This window comes from Selenomonas sp. F0473 (assembly GCF_000315545.1).
Lineage (GTDB): Bacteria > Bacillota > Negativicutes > Selenomonadales > Selenomonadaceae > Centipeda.
This window is the reverse complement of sequence record NZ_JH992902.1, coordinates 1,208,345-1,222,707: the sequence shown is the minus strand read 5'-3', so window position 1 is coordinate 1,222,707 and position 14,363 is coordinate 1,208,345. Positions and strand designations below refer to the sequence as shown.

Sequence of the window (14,363 nt, the reverse complement as noted above, 5' to 3'; positions counted from 1 at the left end):
AAGGAACTTTCATGAAGAAATTTCACTATCATTCCGTGCTCCTCGCAGCCGTTTTCATCGGATTTCTCGCATCGTTCGTCATCGGTATCGAGCGCCATGTGATCGAGGAAAACAGCCGCACGGTGGAACTCGCCATCGACTACGAGGGCCTCCTCGAGCTCGCCGCGCGCGAGGGGCTTCCTCCGGACGAAGTCTTTGCGCAGGCAAAGGAAGCGGGCATCACATCGCTCGCCGTCTATGAGACGACGTTCAAAAAGTTTAACGTGAACGGCAAAGCGGTCGCGCTGACGGGCGCGGACATCATCGCGCGCTACCATGCGGGCATGCTGACCGATCCGCTTTGGCGGTCGCTCGTCGAGGACGGGAAGATCGTCGGCACGGAGATCTATATCGTCGGACATGATCCGGCTGCCTACGCCGAGCTGAAAGACGATCTCGTGCAGCGCTTCGGCGCGCGCCGCGTGACCGTTCATACGGTCGGCGGCGACGAGGTCATCGCCGTCAAGGACTACTACGAGGCGTTCGAAAAACGGAATATCGGACTGCCGAGCGACGAGATGCGCGCCGTCAACGCGGCGGGCTTCGACGTCCTCGCACGTCCGTCGAACTACGAAGCCTGTACGCCGGACGATGTGCGGGCGGTCTTCGCGCGCATGGACGGTATCCGTATCTCGGATATCGTGTTCTCGGGCACGGAGACCCTCGGCGCGCCGAAGGCGCTCCAGACGACGATTGACGAGATGCGGGAACGGCACCTGAACCTCGGCCTCATCGAGGGGGTGACACAGCTCCAATTTTACCGCCAGCAGGGTATGGACGAGATCGCGAAGGGGATCGGCTACGATCACGTGGCGCGCCTTTACTCCATTCCCAAGGACGAACTGAAAAAACTCAAGATCGCGGACGCCGTCGAGCGTTGGGTGACGACGGACGAGGAGCGGAACATCCGCATCAACCTCCTGCGCATCTACGAGGAACCCGCGCCGAACATGTCGCTCCTCGAGACGAATATGAAATACTTCGCCGATACGCGCGCGGCGCTCGAATCGCACGGATTCAAGATCGGCAGAGCGGGCATGTTCGCCGCTTATGAACCTGCGCGCATCCTGCGCGCGCTCGTCATCATGGGCGTTGCGGCCGCGGGCATGCTCTACCTGTCGCTCGTCGTTCCCGCGCTCAACCGGCGCCCCCGCCTCCTGCTGCTCTTCTTTGCCATTGCGGCGCTCATCGGGATGATGCCCGTGCTGCTCGGCGCAGGGAGCAAAATTCGGATCCTCGCGTCGTTTGCGAGCGCGAACCTCTTTCCCGCGCTCGCGATGGTGGGGCTGCTTGATCTCCTCCGCGGGCGGCGGTTCCCGAAAGATGCCCCCGCATGGCGCATCATCGTCGGCGGGCTCATCCTTCTCGGCATCACGAGCGCGCTTTCTCTCATCGGCGCCTCCTATCTCTCGGGTGCGCTCTCGGATACGCGCTACTTCCTCGAGTTCGATATCTTCCGCGGGATCAAGCTGACCTTCGTCCTGCCGATGATCCTTGTCGCCGTCGCGTTCATGCAGCGCTTTGACATCTTTGACGGGCGCTACGACGCCTCCGCGGGGGTCATGGGACAGGTGCGCGAGATCCTCGCGACCCCTGTGCGCGTCGGTTCGCTGCTCGGCGCGCTCGCCCTCCTCGGCGGGCTTGTTGTGCTCGTTCTGCGCAGCGGTCATACTTCGGGGCTGCCCGTGCCGGGCATCGAACTGCAGGTGCGCGCCTTCCTCGAGCAGGTCTTCTATGCGCGGCCCCGTACGAAGGAGTTCCTCATCGGACATCCCGCGTTCCTGCTCGGCATCTATGCGGCGGCGCGGCGCTGGCCGACGATGATCGTCTTCGGGCTTGTGCTCGCCGCGACGATCGGACAGGGCTCGATGGTCGAGACCTTCGCTCATATGCGCACGCCGATCGAGATGTCGCTTGTGCGCGGTATCGGCGGCATTGCGCTGGGCGGCGCGATCGGCGCCGCATTGGTCGCGCTCGTTGCGGCCTGGAACCGTTTGCTGGACAAGGTGAAGGCTGCGACATCGTGAGGCTGCGTCAAACATGCCGAAAATGGGCACGAAGAAACGGAGGGGATTTGACCCGATGAAGCGGATCGTCGTATCGGGGTACTACGGAGCGAAGAACGCGGGCGACGAGGCAATGCTCGCGGCGATGCTGGAAGTGCTCGGAGACCTAGACCCGGAACTTCATATCACCGTGATCTCCGCCGAACCGGAGGACACGCGCCGCAGGCACGGCGTGGAGGCGATCGGCTCGTTTGATGCGGGGGCCATTCTCAGCGCGATGCGCCGCGCGGATCTCGTCGTCAGCGGCGGCGGGAGCCTTCTGCAGAACGTCACAAGCGGGCGCAGCCTATACTACTATATGGCGGTGATCTTCCTTGCGCTTCTTTTGGGCAAGCGCGTCATGCTTTACGCGCAGGGCATCGGTCCCGTCGCGGGGGCGTTTGCCTGCCGTGCGATGCGTTGGATCGGCAATAGGGTGTCGCTGATCACCGTGCGGGACGAAGGATCGATGGCAGAACTGCGGCGGCTCGGCATCGTCCGTCCGCCGATGGAGTGCACGGCCGATCCCGTGCTCGGCATCCATCCGGTCGGCAGGGAAGCGGGGCGCGCCATCCTCGCACATTACGGCGCGGACGGAGCGAAGCCCGTCATCGGCATCTCCGTACGCGACTGGCAGGGCTGGCAGCACTATAAGGAAGTACTCGCCGAGATCAGCGACAACATCGTCCGAGAGCTCGACGCGCGCGTCGTCTTCCTCCCCATGCAGTATCCCGAGGACGTGCGCACGGCCGAGACCGTCGCTGCCCGAACCGCAGAGGACTGTACCGTCCTCACGGGCGAATATACGACGACGGAGCTGCTTTCCCTCGTCGCCAACATGGACCTCATGATCGGCGTGCGCCTGCATGCGCTCATCTTTGCGGGCGTCATGGGCGTCCCGATGATCGGCATCTCGTACGATCCGAAGGTGGACCGCTTCCTGCGTTCCATCGGGGAAAAACCCGTCAACGACTTACAAGATATCACGACGGCGAGCGTGCTCAAAGAAGTGCGCCGCAAATGGAGCGCACGGCACGAATTCGCGGAGACGAGCGGCGAACTGCTCGCGCAGATGCGGATCCTCGCCGCACGCAACGCGGAACTCGCGCTGCGGCTGGTGCACGACGAGGGATAAATAGGAGAGAAGGCGCCGCCGCATGATCGGCGGCGCGGAAGGAGGATGCGGGATGGACACCATTCGGATGCTGATCGACGGCGTGCGCGCCGCGGGAGACGGGACGCTGCCCGTTCGTCATAAGGCGACGGGCGAGGTGATCGCGGAGATTGCGGTTGCGGGCGCATCGCACGTGCATGCGGCCGTCGATGCGGCGGAGCGCGCCTTTCGAACGGTGACCTTGAGCCCGTACGAACGCTATGAGATCATCCTGCGCGCGGCGAACCTCATGCGGGAGCGGCGCGAGGAATTCGCCGCGGCACTCGTCGCCGAGGCAGGCAAACCCATCCGCGACGCGCGCGGAGAGATCGACCGCGCCTATCAGACCCTCATCCTCTCGGCGGAGGAGGCAAAGCGCCTGCGCGGCGAGACCGTGCCGCTCGCGGGCGCGCCCGGCTGCGAAAACCGCATGGCGTTCACGATCCGACGGCCGCTCGGCGTTGTCTGCGCCATCACACCGTTCAACTTCCCCGTCAATCTCGCCGCGCACAAGATCGGGCCGGCGCTCGCCGCGGGCAATACCGTCGTCTATAAGCCCGCCTCGGCGACGCCGATCACAGCGTCCATGCTCTGCGACGTCTTCCGGGAGGCGGGGCTGCCCGCGGGCTGCCTGAACCTCATACTCGGCGAGGGCGGGCCCGTCGGCGATCTCCTTGCCGCGGACGAGCGGATCCGCATGTTTTCCTTCACGGGGAGCGTGCCCGTCGGCAAGGCGCTCCGGAATGCCGTAGGGTTCCGTCGCATCTCACTCGAGCTCGGCTCGAATTCCGCGAACATCGTCCACGAGGATGTGGCGGACGTGCGCTGGGTCGCCGAACGCTGCGCGCGATACGCCTTTGTCAATGCGGGACAGGTATGCATCTCCTGTCAGCGCGTCTATGTGTCGCGTTCCATTTACGAGACGTTTTGCGAGGCTGCCGTCGATGCGGCGCGCGGGTTCCGCGGCGGCGATCTGATGGACGTGCACACGCAGATCGGCCCCATGATCTCGGAGCACGAGGCGGAGCGCATCGACGCTTGGGTGCGTGAGGCCGCCGCGCAGGGCGCGCGGATTCTCACGGGCGGCGCGCGGACGGGCGCGTTCTACGAACCGACCGTGCTCACGGATGTCGCGCCGGACATGAAGGTCGTCTGCGAGGAGACCTTTGCGCCCGTCTTCAGCATCGTCCCGTACGACGCGATCGAGGATGCCGTCCGCGCGGTGAACGATACGCGTTACGGCCTGCAGGCGGGCGTCTTTACGCGCTCCCTTGCCGTGGCGAACTACTGTGCCGAGCACCTCGAGGTCGGCGGGGTCATCATCGGCGACGGCGCGACCTTCCGCATGGACAACATGCCGTACGGCGGCGTCAAAGACAGCGGCATCGGCCGCGAAGGCCCCGCCTATGCGATCCGCGCGTTTACCGAGGAAAAGCTCATCGTGCTGAACGTCGAGGCGTGAGGAACCGATATGAGCAGTTCCGCCGTCATCCGAGACGCGAGACCGGAAGATGCGCCGCGGCTCCTCGAGATCTATGCCTACTATGTGGAGCACACGGCGGTCTCCTTTGAATATGACGTGCCGACCCTTGCGGAGTTTGAGAACCGCGTGCGAAATACCGCGGCGCGGTACCCCTATCTCGTTGCCGTACGCAATGGGCGCACGCTCGGGTATGCGTATGCGGGGCCTTTTGTGGGGCGCGCCGCCTACCGATGTTCGTGCGAGCTGACCGTCTATCTCGACCGCGCGGCGCGCGGGGGCGGGCTTGGCCGGATGTGCTGTATGAGGCGCTGGAAGAACGCCTGCGCACACGGGGGATATGCAATCTCTACGCCTGTATCGGCTGGCCGGACGCCGAGGACGAATACCTGACGAAAGACAGCGCGGCGTTTCACGAGCGGCTCGGGTTCGCGAAGGTGGGCGAGTTTCACCGGTGCGCGTGCAAATTCGGGCGGCGGTACGGCATGATCTGGATGGAGAAGATCATCGGACCGACGATGTGATTGTCAATGGAAAATAGAGCGGCGGTTGTGCCCGGCGGCATGACCGTTTTTTGCGTTGGAGGACATACAAAAACGGAGCGGCCGATCGGCTGCTCCGTATACTGCGTCGATGGTGGAGACGAAGAGGATTGAACTCTCGACCCCCAGATTGCGAACCTGGTGCTCTCCCAGCTGAGCTACGTCCCCGTGACTGACGAGGCATATTATAACGCGGCGTCGCGGAAAAAGCAAGCCCTTTTTTCCGCGGCGTGCCGTTCTAAGGAAACCGCCCTTGATTGCGCGGATGATAGACGATATTATGAATATAATTCGAGAAGACTTCATCTGTATTTGAACGAAGACGGGAGGTACATTGATGAAATTTACGTTTGACCTAACGCCGCAGGACCGCATCGATTTTACGCTTTTCTATGCGCGCAGGGCTCCGTTCTTTAAAAAGCAGCGGAAGCGCCTGCGGATTTTGTCCGCGCTTGTTCCCATCGTCGCCTTTTTGCTGATCCTGACGATGGTGCGCGGCATGGACGTCAGGCAGGGGGCGATGCTGGCCGGCGCAATGCTGCTGCTTGCGTTGGCGCTTTATTGGGTGACTGTGAAGCTGACGGACGCCTCTCTGCGCCGCAACGCGCGGGCCATGTTTCTGACTGCCGGGCGCAATAACAGCGTCGGCGCGCGGATCGTCGAATGCGGCGAGGAACATCTCACGGAACACGCCTCGTACTACGATATGACGGCGCGCTATAAACAGTTTATCGCTCTCGAGCGTTCGGCGACGGCTTTTTATCTCATGATGGGCCCCGCCTCTGTGCTGATCATCCCTATGCGGGTGTTCCCCTCCGGAGAGGAGCAGGGAAACTTTATCGACTTTATGAAGGGGAAAGGCATTCCGTACGAGCCGTAAATAGGGGATGGCGACGAGCGCTGCACACAAAAAAAAGAGCCGATGCCGGCTCTTTTTTTGTGCGGTTGACATTTCTGCGCTTTATCGGGGATGCCGAATCGCCGCCAGCGCATCCGCCGCGATCTGCGCGGCGGTGAGATGATGCGCGCGCGCAAGCTTCGCCGCGTCGTACCGGTCGTGGAACTCCTTGCTGAGGCCGTAGTTGCGCACGCGGAGACCCACGTCGGTGCCGTAGTACGAGGCGATCTTCTGCCCGAAACCGCCGTCGAGGATACCGTCCTCGAGCGTGAGGACGAGGCGGTGCTTCTCTTTGAGCGAATCGAGGAGAGCGGTATCAAGCCCCGAGAGGTAGATCGGATTTACGATCGTCGCCCGGATGCCTTCCTTTTCGAGCTCTGCCGCAGCCTCGCTCGCGAGCGCCGCGAAGTTCCCGACGCCGATGACGGCGACGTCCGCGCCCTCTGTGACCACTTGATACTTGTTCAGTTCGTTGTAGTCCGTGCGCACCTCGTAGGGGCTCTCCTCGTAGCCGCCGACCGGCATGCGGATCATCACGGGATGCGCCGTCTGCGCGACCGACCACGCGAGCGTCGCCTTGTACTCCGCGAGGCTCGCGGGTGCGAGGAAGACGAGGTTCGGGATGTTCGAGAAGATCGGGATATCGAAGAACCCGAGATGCGTCACGTCGTTCATGTAGTACATGGACGCGCCGACCGAGAGGAAGACGGCGGGATTGTCGTTCACCGCGACGTCCTGCGCCATCTGATCGTAGACGCGCTGGAAGAACGTGCTGTAGGTACCGAAGATCGGCCGGCCGCCCGCCTTGGCAATGCCCGACGCCATCGCGACCGCCTGCTCCTCGGCGATGCCCACATCGACATACTGATTGCCGAGCGCGGCGCGTTTCGACGGGGAAAGTCCGATGCCGCCCATCGTGCCCGCCGCGATAAAGACGAAATTCGGATTGGCCTTTGCCGTCTCGAGAACGAAATCGACGCTCGCCTTTGCGTAAGGATCGCTGGCCGCGTGTTTTGCCTTGCCCGTCTCGATGTCGAAAGGACCGCAGTAGTGCCACGCCTCGCGGTTCTCCTCCGCGAACTTGTAGCCCTTGCCCTTTTGCGTGCGGATATGGACGACGACGGGCGTCTCCGTGTCCTTCACCGCGGAGAACGCGGCAATCAGCGCCTCGGTGTCGTTGCCGTCCGCGACATAGCGGTACGCGAGCCCCATCGCGCGGAAAAGGTTGTTCGGGGAAGCCCCGTTCGACTCGCGCAGTTCCTTGAACGCGCGGTACATGCCGCCGTGGTTCTCCGCGATGGACTGGTCGTTGTCGTTGAACACGACGATGAGGTTCGCGTTCATGGCGCCCGCCGTGTTGAGCCCCTCGAGCGCTTCGCCGCCCGACATCGAGCCGTCGCCGATGAACGCGATGATGTTTTCCTTCCGCCCCGCGAGATCGCGCGCCTTGGCAAGCCCCGTTGCGAGACTGATCGATGTCGACGTGTGCCCCACGTTAAAGAAGTCGTGCGGACTCTCCTCGGGATTCGTATAGCCCGAGACATCGTCGTAGTGCGCCTCGTCGATGTAGGCCGGGGCGCGCCCCGTCAGCATCTTATGCGGATAGGACTGATGCGAGACGTCGTAGACGATCTTGTCCCGCGGCGAGTCAAAGACCGTGTGGAGTGCGATGATCGCCTCGACCGCGCCGAAGTCCGGGCCGAAATGCCCGCCGTGGATGCTCGCGCGCTTCAGCATCGCGTCGCGCATCTCCTGTGCCAGCGCTCTGCGCTGTGCGGCGTCAAAGCACTTGATATCCGTGGGTGACGTGATTTTTTCCAAATACAAAGAAACTCCCCCTTTGCTCCTGCGAACGGCGCGGCCGAAGCCGCGCTTTCGTTCCCCTGTTCACACTTCCTGCATTATATCATTGGAGCGGAGTTCAGTGTCAAGGGGAACTTGCTGCGGAACGGCATGACGGAGAAATGACGGCGCCTTCAAGAACCGGAAGAATATGCGGTGCGAACGGAATTTGATTTATTAACATGCCGATACGGGAGCAGTATAATTTTTATGATAAATATTTATTATGAAAACATAAATGAAGAGAAGGAAAATATCGGTTAAGGACGAAATAATATAGTATTGATAAAACATGGGATGTCCCTAACTTCTCTGCAATCGGGAGGAGAAGCCTCCCAATCGGATTACTCTGAGGCGAGGTGAATGACATGAGCAAAAAGCAACGTAATGCACTCGTTACGCTTGTCATCTTTGCGGGGCTGTGGTTTTCTCCCGTTCCCGCAGAAGTGACGCAGGAGTCGTGGCATCTTATGGCGGTGTTCGTCGCAACAGTGCTCGGCTTTATCCTGCAGCCGCTGCCGATCGGTGCGGTCGCCTTTATCGCCGTGACGTTTACGACGTGCGCCGGCCTGCTGAAGGTGAGCGATGCGCTCAGCGGCTACGGCAACAGCACCATTTGGCTGATCGTCTGCGCCTTTCTCTATTCGCGCGGATTCATCAAAAGCGGCCTGGGAAAACGGATCGCGTTCGGCATTATTCGCGTGATCGGAAAGAGCGCGCTGTCGCTCGGCTATGCGATTGCCCTCAGCGAGCTGGTCATTGCGCCGGCGACGCCCTCGGCTACGGCGCGCGGCGGCGGCATCATGTACCCCATTGTCCGCTCGCTCGCGGGGGCGCTCGGGTCTGAACCGGGCGAGACATCGCGGCGGATCGGCGCCTATCTCATGCAGGTCGGCTACCACTGCGACGCCGTGACCTGTACCATGTTTGTCACATCCATGGCGGGCAACCCGCTCTGCGTCGCCCTTGCGGCGAAGGCGCTGGACGTTGAAATTACATGGATGGGGTGGGCAAGCGCCGCAATCGTGCCCGGACTCGTCAGCCTGCTGCTCGTTCCGCTCCTCATGATGAAACTCGCAAAACCGGAGCTTGTCAGCATCCCGAACGCGCGCGGCTTGGCGGAGAAGGAGCTCGCGGCGATGGGCCCCATGTCGAGCGGCGAGAAATACCTCTCCGTCATCTTCATCGTCTCGCTCCTGCTTTGGGCGACGTCGGGATTTACGGGCATCGGCGCGACACCCGTGGCAATGGGGGCGGTCTGTGTCATGATTATCCTCAATGTTATCAACTGGCAGGATGTCATCACGGAAAAAGGCGCGTGGGACGCGATGTTTTGGATGGGCTCGCTGATGACGCTCGCCTCTGCGCTCGCAAAATCGGGCATTATTAAGTGGATGGCGGAGGGCGCGGGCGCCGCGATTTCCTCCATCGGACTGGGCTGGATCGGCTCGGCACTCATATTGCTGCTCTTTTACACCTACGTGCACTACTGCTTTGCCAGTGTGACGGCGCGCATCAGCGCCCTCTATGCCGCGTTCATTGCCGTGTGTGCGACCGTTGGGGCGCCGCCCCTTATGACGGCAATCGTCTTCGGTATTTTCGCGGATGTTCCCATTTCTCTCACCCACTACGGCAACGGCTGCGCTCCGATCTATTTCGGCGGAGGCTATGTTTCGCAGGGAGAATGGTGGCGCAACGGCTTCGTCGCGACAACATGCACGACGCTCGTCTACCTCACGATCGGCGCGGCGTGGTGGAAGATGATCGGCTTGTGGTAGTTCAATGCCTATGAAAACAGGCTGTGCCTTGTTGAAAGACAGGGGCGCAGCTTTTTCTTCGTACGGACATATTCTAAGAGTGCGGATTGACCGGGAAGCAGTGCGATGAGAAAATAACGGTAATTGTTTTTTCTCTTTTTGTTAGGAGTCCGCTTGATATCCTATTTATACTATGATAATCTGCATGTGTTATTTTTAATATTCTACAAAGCTGAATAGCTGCCGATCAGGTGCGCAGCGCGCTCAATAGGGAAGCAGGTGAGATGCCTGCGCTGTCCCGCAGCCGTAATGCTGAGCCGGCCTCACGATGTCACTGGGAAACCGGGAAGACGAGGCAAGCGATGAAGCAGAGCCGGAAGACCTGCCTGATTAAGAACGCCGAGAATACCTGCGACCGACAGGGAGGCGCGATGAGATAGGATTTGTCTGCGCCTTTTTGCCATGCGAGCAAGAAGGCTTTTATTTTGCGCCTATCGCGTGTTTCTTACAAAACGGTAGGGCCGGGCGGGAACGGCGCGTGACGCGCCGCGTGTCCGGCGATGCGGCGTCTCGTATCTATGGCGCATGAGCTATGCGCGGTATGGCTGAAAGGAGAAATCAAGTGAATCGAAAGGGGAAAATGCGCCTGACGTTGGGCGTGCTGTTGTCGCTGTCCATATATGCGGGAGGGGCGGACGTTTATGCGGAAAAGACAGCTGACGCGGATTCGGCTAAAGATGGGTCTGCGTCGCAGACCTATGTGACGAAGGATATTGAGGTTGAGGGCGAGGCGACGCGCGACTATTTCGGCAACGAAATCACGGAGCAGTCCTACTATCGCACGGGCGGCGACGTCACCGTCATCGACCGCAAGACGCTTGACCGCCGGCATTACGACCAGCTGACCGACGCCCTGCGGCAGGTGCCGGGCGTGCTCGTGCGGTCCCCCGGATTCCATAACGGGGAATACAATGAACAGAGCAACGGGCACAACGTCGTCGGCATCAACGGAGACGACCGCGTCATTATACTTGTAGACGGGCGGCGCATGGACAACGGCGCGTTCAACCCTATATCGCAGAGCTCGACATCGTCCACCAAAGTCTCCGTTGACATCAATCATACGATCAATATGAACAGCATCGAGAAGATCGAGGTCATGAAGGGACCGGGCGCGTCCTTTTACGGCTCGGACGCGACGGGCGGCGTCATCAACATCATCACGCGCAAAGGCGCGAAGAAGCCTGTCGGAGAGCTCGATATATCGACGGGATCGTGGGGGAAACACAACTACCGATTGAGTTACTCGGGCACGAGCGGCGACAATAAGCTGAAATATTTTACGTCCGTGACGCGCGAGATGAGCGGCGACAGTAAATTTCATGACGGCCTCACGGGCAAAGATCAAACCTACCCGTTCACGCGCTATCGGGACGATTCGGCGAACATTCGCCTCGACTATGATTTCGATAAAATTCATAATCTGCGTTTTAACTACAACCATATGCAGAGCGATGCGGCCTATCCCGTGGTTGCGCCCGACTATCGCTATTTGAACCCGCAGGATTGGCCGTGCAGCATCACGGAGGGCGGCGGGACGCTTGCAACGCCCGGTTTTAGAAATCGGTGGCCGATTGTCCGTGCGGCGGCGGGCGCGTATAACGCCTACAACAAGAATAATTTCGACCTATCCTATACGTTCAGCCGTGAGAACGGAATGGAGAGCTTCGTACGCGTCTACGATCAGCATGAACGCTATTGGGGATCGTAGGGCGGCAAATGGAAAAGGTATCAAAAAGACGCGCACGGCAATTATATTCCCGGAACAGGGACCCCGTTCCCCGGAACGCCCGAATGGTATGAATGGCTGAAGGACAATTACAGAGGACGCGATTATAAAAAATGGTTCCATCAGCTGCAGAACAGGGGCGTCCAGCTCCAGCTCGGCAAAGCGTACGGCAAGCACAATGTGCTGACAACATGGACGTACGACCGGGCGAAGGCGGATCACTGGTTTAATCCGGAGGATCCCGATATCTACGGAGTACAGATGGTGCGCCATGAGCGCCCCACACTGAGCGGCTATGTGCAGGATAAGATCTTTATCTCCGATAAGTGGGAACTCACGCCGTCCCTGCGCTACGTTCGCTATGGCGCGGCCGACGTCACATATGTGGATATGGACACGGATGAATATACCTCCGTTCATATTGGGAGTGCGCACGCGCTGACGCCTTCGCTCAATACGCAGTATGCTTTTGACGATAAGACGAGCGCATACTTCGGGTGGAGCCATGTGTACCGCCCCATCAAGGTGGAAGACCATTGGGATCCGTATGACAACGTATTCAGCCGCCTCCGGGATGAGAAGGGCGACGTTTGGACGCTCGGCATGCGCCGCGAACTGTCGCCAAAGACGACGGCGGCGGTCAACTATGACTATACGCGCATGAGCAACGCGGTCGTCTCCTATCCCGTTTGGAATGAAGATTATCAAGAATATGCCGTCGGTGTGAATGCGCGGGAATTGAAAAAGTCGTTCAATGTCTCTGTGCAGCATCAGTTTAACAAGCATCTGACGCTGAACGCAAACTACTCTCATGCGTTCGATGAATATTCGGCGAAGAACGGCCTGAAGTTCAAGAGCGGGCTGACCGTAAACGAAGGCAATATCAACTCTGTCATCAATAAACTGCGCCCCGCGAACGTCTATATTGCGGACCTTGCTTATGAGAACCGCAGACTCTACACCTCTCTTGCGGCGACGTGGTATACGGGATCGAATACGACCGCGTATACGAGTTCCCGCGCGCTCATTCTCGACCTCAACGTGAACTATGCTGTGACGGACGATATGACCGTCTATGCGTCCGTGACGAATCTGACCAATCAAGCGTATCAGACGCTCTATACGCGTTATATGGGCAAAAACGCATGGCCGCAGCCGGGACGCGCCGTCATATTCGGCGTGAAGTATAAATTCTAACGGTTGGGGGGCAGACCATATGCGCCGTACCATTGAAAGGAGAAATCAAGTGAATCGAAAAGAAAAGATGCGTCTGACTTTGGGCGTGCTGTTGTCGCTGTCCGTATGTGCGGGAAGCGCGGACGTCTATGCGGAAAAGACAACCGATGATGATGAAAATACAAGGGAATCGTCGCAGACCTATGTGACCCGCGACGTTGAGGTCGAGGGCGAGGCGGCCCGCGACTATTTCGGCAACGAGATTACCGAGCAGTCCTACTATCGTACGGGCGGCGACGTCACCGTCATCGACCGCAAGACGCTCGACCGGCGGCATTACGATCAGCTGACCGACGCCCTACGGCAGGTGCCGGACGTCCTCATCCGCACGCCGGGCTACCGCGGCGGCGAGTTCCAAAACGGAAATACGCACAGCGTCGTTAGTATTAACGGCGATGATCGCGTCGTTGTGCTTGTTGACGGACGCCGTATGGATAACGCCGCCGGAAATGTGACAACATGGGACTCCGTGGGAAATACGAAAGCGACGGTTGATATTAATCAAATCATCAATATCAACGGCATAGAAAAGATTGAGGTCATCGCGGGGCTGTCGGCCGCGCTCGCGTCCCGCAGCAGCGAGATTGTTGATTTGGAGCCGCAGGAGGCGGCGCCCTCCGGTACCGCCGCAGGTTATCCCCGTGTGATCGATACCTATGATTCGGCAAAGCGGCCGACGCGGATCACACTGCAGCGTCCGCCGACACGTGTTCTCGTGCATCAGACGAATACGCTCGAGACGCTGCTTGCCCTCGGACAGGGCGATCGGATCGTCGGCGTGACGCTCGATACGGGCGGCGCGGTCTATGAACGGCTGCGGGAACAGTATCCAGACGAGATTGAAAAAATTCGTCATGCGGCGCGGCGTGAGCTCAGCCGAGAGCACGCGATCGCATATATGCCCGACTTCTTTTTGGGCTGGCGCTCGACATTCTCCCCGCACCGCTATGGGAGCACCCGCTGGTGGAACGAACGCGGCGTCGATACCTACATCGTCTCCACGTCGAACCGCGTGCGGGGCCGCGCGACGATCGAGGGGGAGTGCGGCTTTATCGACGACATGGGGCGCGTCTTTGATGTGCAGGAAAAATCGGACGTGCTGATCAAAGAGATTAACGCTATGCTCGTATACGATGAAGGCGATGCCGCTGCACGGATACCGCAGACGGTCGTGGTCGTCGAGCTGAACGGGGACGAGATTGTCAACTATGACGAAGGCGACCTTGTGGGCGATATGGTCGTGCGCCTCGGCGGACGGATGCCGGTGAAGAGCGCAATGATCGGGGCGGAGGATTTGCTGCAAATCGATCCCGACGTTATCTTCGTGCTGTATTTCGGCGCGTATGACAAGGCGCATGCGGAGCGGTTCTTCCGCAGCCGGCGGTTCAACTTCCTGCGCGCGGTGCGGGGCGGGCGCGTCTATATGCTGCCGTTCGCCTGCGTGTATACGCCCGCCGTTCGTACTGTGGAGGGGCTGCGCATCATTAAGAGCGGCCTGTATCCCGACGGATGAGATTTCACGGCACATCGATTAGAACCGAAAAACATGAAAACTTTGCCTCTTGACATTTTATTTATGACA

The 14,363-nt window shown here is 60.0% G+C and carries 10 protein-coding genes, 1 tRNA gene, 1 pseudogene and 1 riboswitch; of the genes and pseudogenes, 10 read left to right on the top strand and 2 right to left on the bottom strand.

The features are described from left to right. The first annotated feature begins 11 nt into the window (after positions 1-11). The 5 genes and pseudogenes from HMPREF9161_RS05640 to HMPREF9161_RS10185 all read left to right on the top strand — a co-directional run. Positions 12-2,066: a DUF5693 family protein gene (locus HMPREF9161_RS05640; protein ID WP_009728724.1), complete on the top strand. Its 2,055-nt coding sequence runs from the start codon at positions 12-14 to the stop codon at positions 2,064-2,066. Between the two features lie 55 nt (positions 2,067-2,121). Next, the gene (csaB, locus tag HMPREF9161_RS05635; RefSeq protein WP_037348597.1) at positions 2,122-3,219 is read left to right on the top strand and encodes a polysaccharide pyruvyl transferase CsaB; all 1,098 of its coding nucleotides are present in this window, start codon (positions 2,122-2,124) and stop codon (positions 3,217-3,219) included. 52 nt (positions 3,220-3,271) lie between these two features. Further along, the gene (locus HMPREF9161_RS05630; protein WP_037348815.1) at positions 3,272-4,699 is read left to right on the top strand and encodes an aldehyde dehydrogenase family protein; all 1,428 of its coding nucleotides are present in this window, start codon (positions 3,272-3,274) and stop codon (positions 4,697-4,699) included. A gap of 9 nt (positions 4,700-4,708) precedes the next feature. Further along, on the top strand, positions 4,709-5,110 hold the full coding sequence (locus HMPREF9161_RS05625; protein ID WP_009728721.1) for a GNAT family N-acetyltransferase: 402 nt from the start codon (positions 4,709-4,711) through the stop codon (positions 5,108-5,110). Next, positions 5,077-5,151 (top strand): annotated as a pseudogene (locus HMPREF9161_RS10185) (hypothetical protein); the annotation flags it as partial. The gene HMPREF9161_RS05625 and the pseudogene HMPREF9161_RS10185, both read left to right, overlap by 34 nt. A 200-nt stretch (positions 5,152-5,351) precedes the next feature. Here the strand turns inward: HMPREF9161_RS10185 and HMPREF9161_RS05620 are convergent. Next, a tRNA-Ala gene (locus HMPREF9161_RS05620) sits at positions 5,352-5,427 on the bottom strand. 169 nt (positions 5,428-5,596) lie between these two features. On the opposite strand from HMPREF9161_RS05620, the gene HMPREF9161_RS05615 reads away from it, so the two are divergent. Beyond that, positions 5,597-6,139 carry a YcxB family protein gene (locus HMPREF9161_RS05615; protein ID WP_009728720.1) on the top strand — a complete coding sequence of 181 codons (543 nt, stop codon included), beginning with the start codon at positions 5,597-5,599 and terminating at the stop codon, positions 6,137-6,139. An 81-nt stretch (positions 6,140-6,220) separates the two neighbouring features. On the opposite strand, the gene HMPREF9161_RS05610 is transcribed toward HMPREF9161_RS05615, so the two are convergent. Continuing rightward, on the bottom strand, positions 6,221-7,984 hold the full coding sequence (locus HMPREF9161_RS05610; protein ID WP_009728719.1) for a 1-deoxy-D-xylulose-5-phosphate synthase: 1,764 nt from the start codon (positions 7,982-7,984) through the stop codon (positions 6,221-6,223). Between the two features lie 383 nt (positions 7,985-8,367). Here HMPREF9161_RS05610 and HMPREF9161_RS05605 point away from each other — a divergent pair, with 383 nt between their 5' ends. The 4 genes from HMPREF9161_RS05605 to HMPREF9161_RS05595 all read left to right on the top strand — a co-directional run bounded on the left by HMPREF9161_RS05605 (position 8,368) and on the right by HMPREF9161_RS05595 (position 14,294). Then, complete coding sequence (locus HMPREF9161_RS05605; RefSeq protein ID WP_009728718.1) at positions 8,368-9,777, top strand: DASS family sodium-coupled anion symporter; 1,410 nt, start codon at positions 8,368-8,370, stop codon at positions 9,775-9,777. A 211-nt stretch (positions 9,778-9,988) separates the two neighbouring features. Further along, positions 9,989-10,161: riboswitch (cobalamin riboswitch) on the top strand. Positions 10,162-10,378: 217 nt separating this feature from the next. Further along, complete coding sequence (locus HMPREF9161_RS10060) at positions 10,379-11,527, top strand: TonB-dependent receptor (protein ID WP_009728717.1); 1,149 nt, start codon at positions 10,379-10,381, stop codon at positions 11,525-11,527. Positions 11,528-11,572: 45 nt separating this feature from the next. Further along, positions 11,573-12,742 (top strand): TonB-dependent receptor domain-containing protein, encoded by a 1,170-nt coding sequence (locus tag HMPREF9161_RS10055; protein WP_255344692.1) that lies wholly within the window; start codon positions 11,573-11,575, stop codon positions 12,740-12,742. A 49-nt stretch (positions 12,743-12,791) separates the two neighbouring features. Continuing rightward, a complete protein-coding gene (locus tag HMPREF9161_RS05595; protein ID WP_156804649.1) occupies positions 12,792-14,294 on the top strand; it encodes a TonB-dependent receptor plug domain-containing protein in 1,503 nt (500 codons plus the stop codon). The last annotated feature ends 69 nt before the right edge of the window (positions 14,295-14,363 follow it).

Bases quoted from the DNA above. Each gene is read 5' to 3' on its own strand.
- HMPREF9161_RS05605 (WP_009728718.1), top strand. From the start codon at position 8,368: ATGAGCAAAAAGCAACGTAATGCACTCGTTACGCTTGTCATCTTTGCG.
- HMPREF9161_RS05625 (WP_009728721.1), top strand. From the start codon at position 4,709: ATGAGCAGTTCCGCCGTCATCCGAGACGCGAGACCGGAAGATGCGCCG.
- HMPREF9161_RS05640 (WP_009728724.1), top strand. From the start codon at position 12: ATGAAGAAATTTCACTATCATTCCGTGCTCCTCGCAGCCGTTTTCATC.
- csaB (WP_037348597.1), top strand. From the start codon at position 2,122: ATGAAGCGGATCGTCGTATCGGGGTACTACGGAGCGAAGAACGCGGGC.
- HMPREF9161_RS05630 (WP_037348815.1), top strand. From the start codon at position 3,272: ATGGACACCATTCGGATGCTGATCGACGGCGTGCGCGCCGCGGGAGAC.
- HMPREF9161_RS05615 (WP_009728720.1), top strand. From the start codon at position 5,597: ATGAAATTTACGTTTGACCTAACGCCGCAGGACCGCATCGATTTTACG.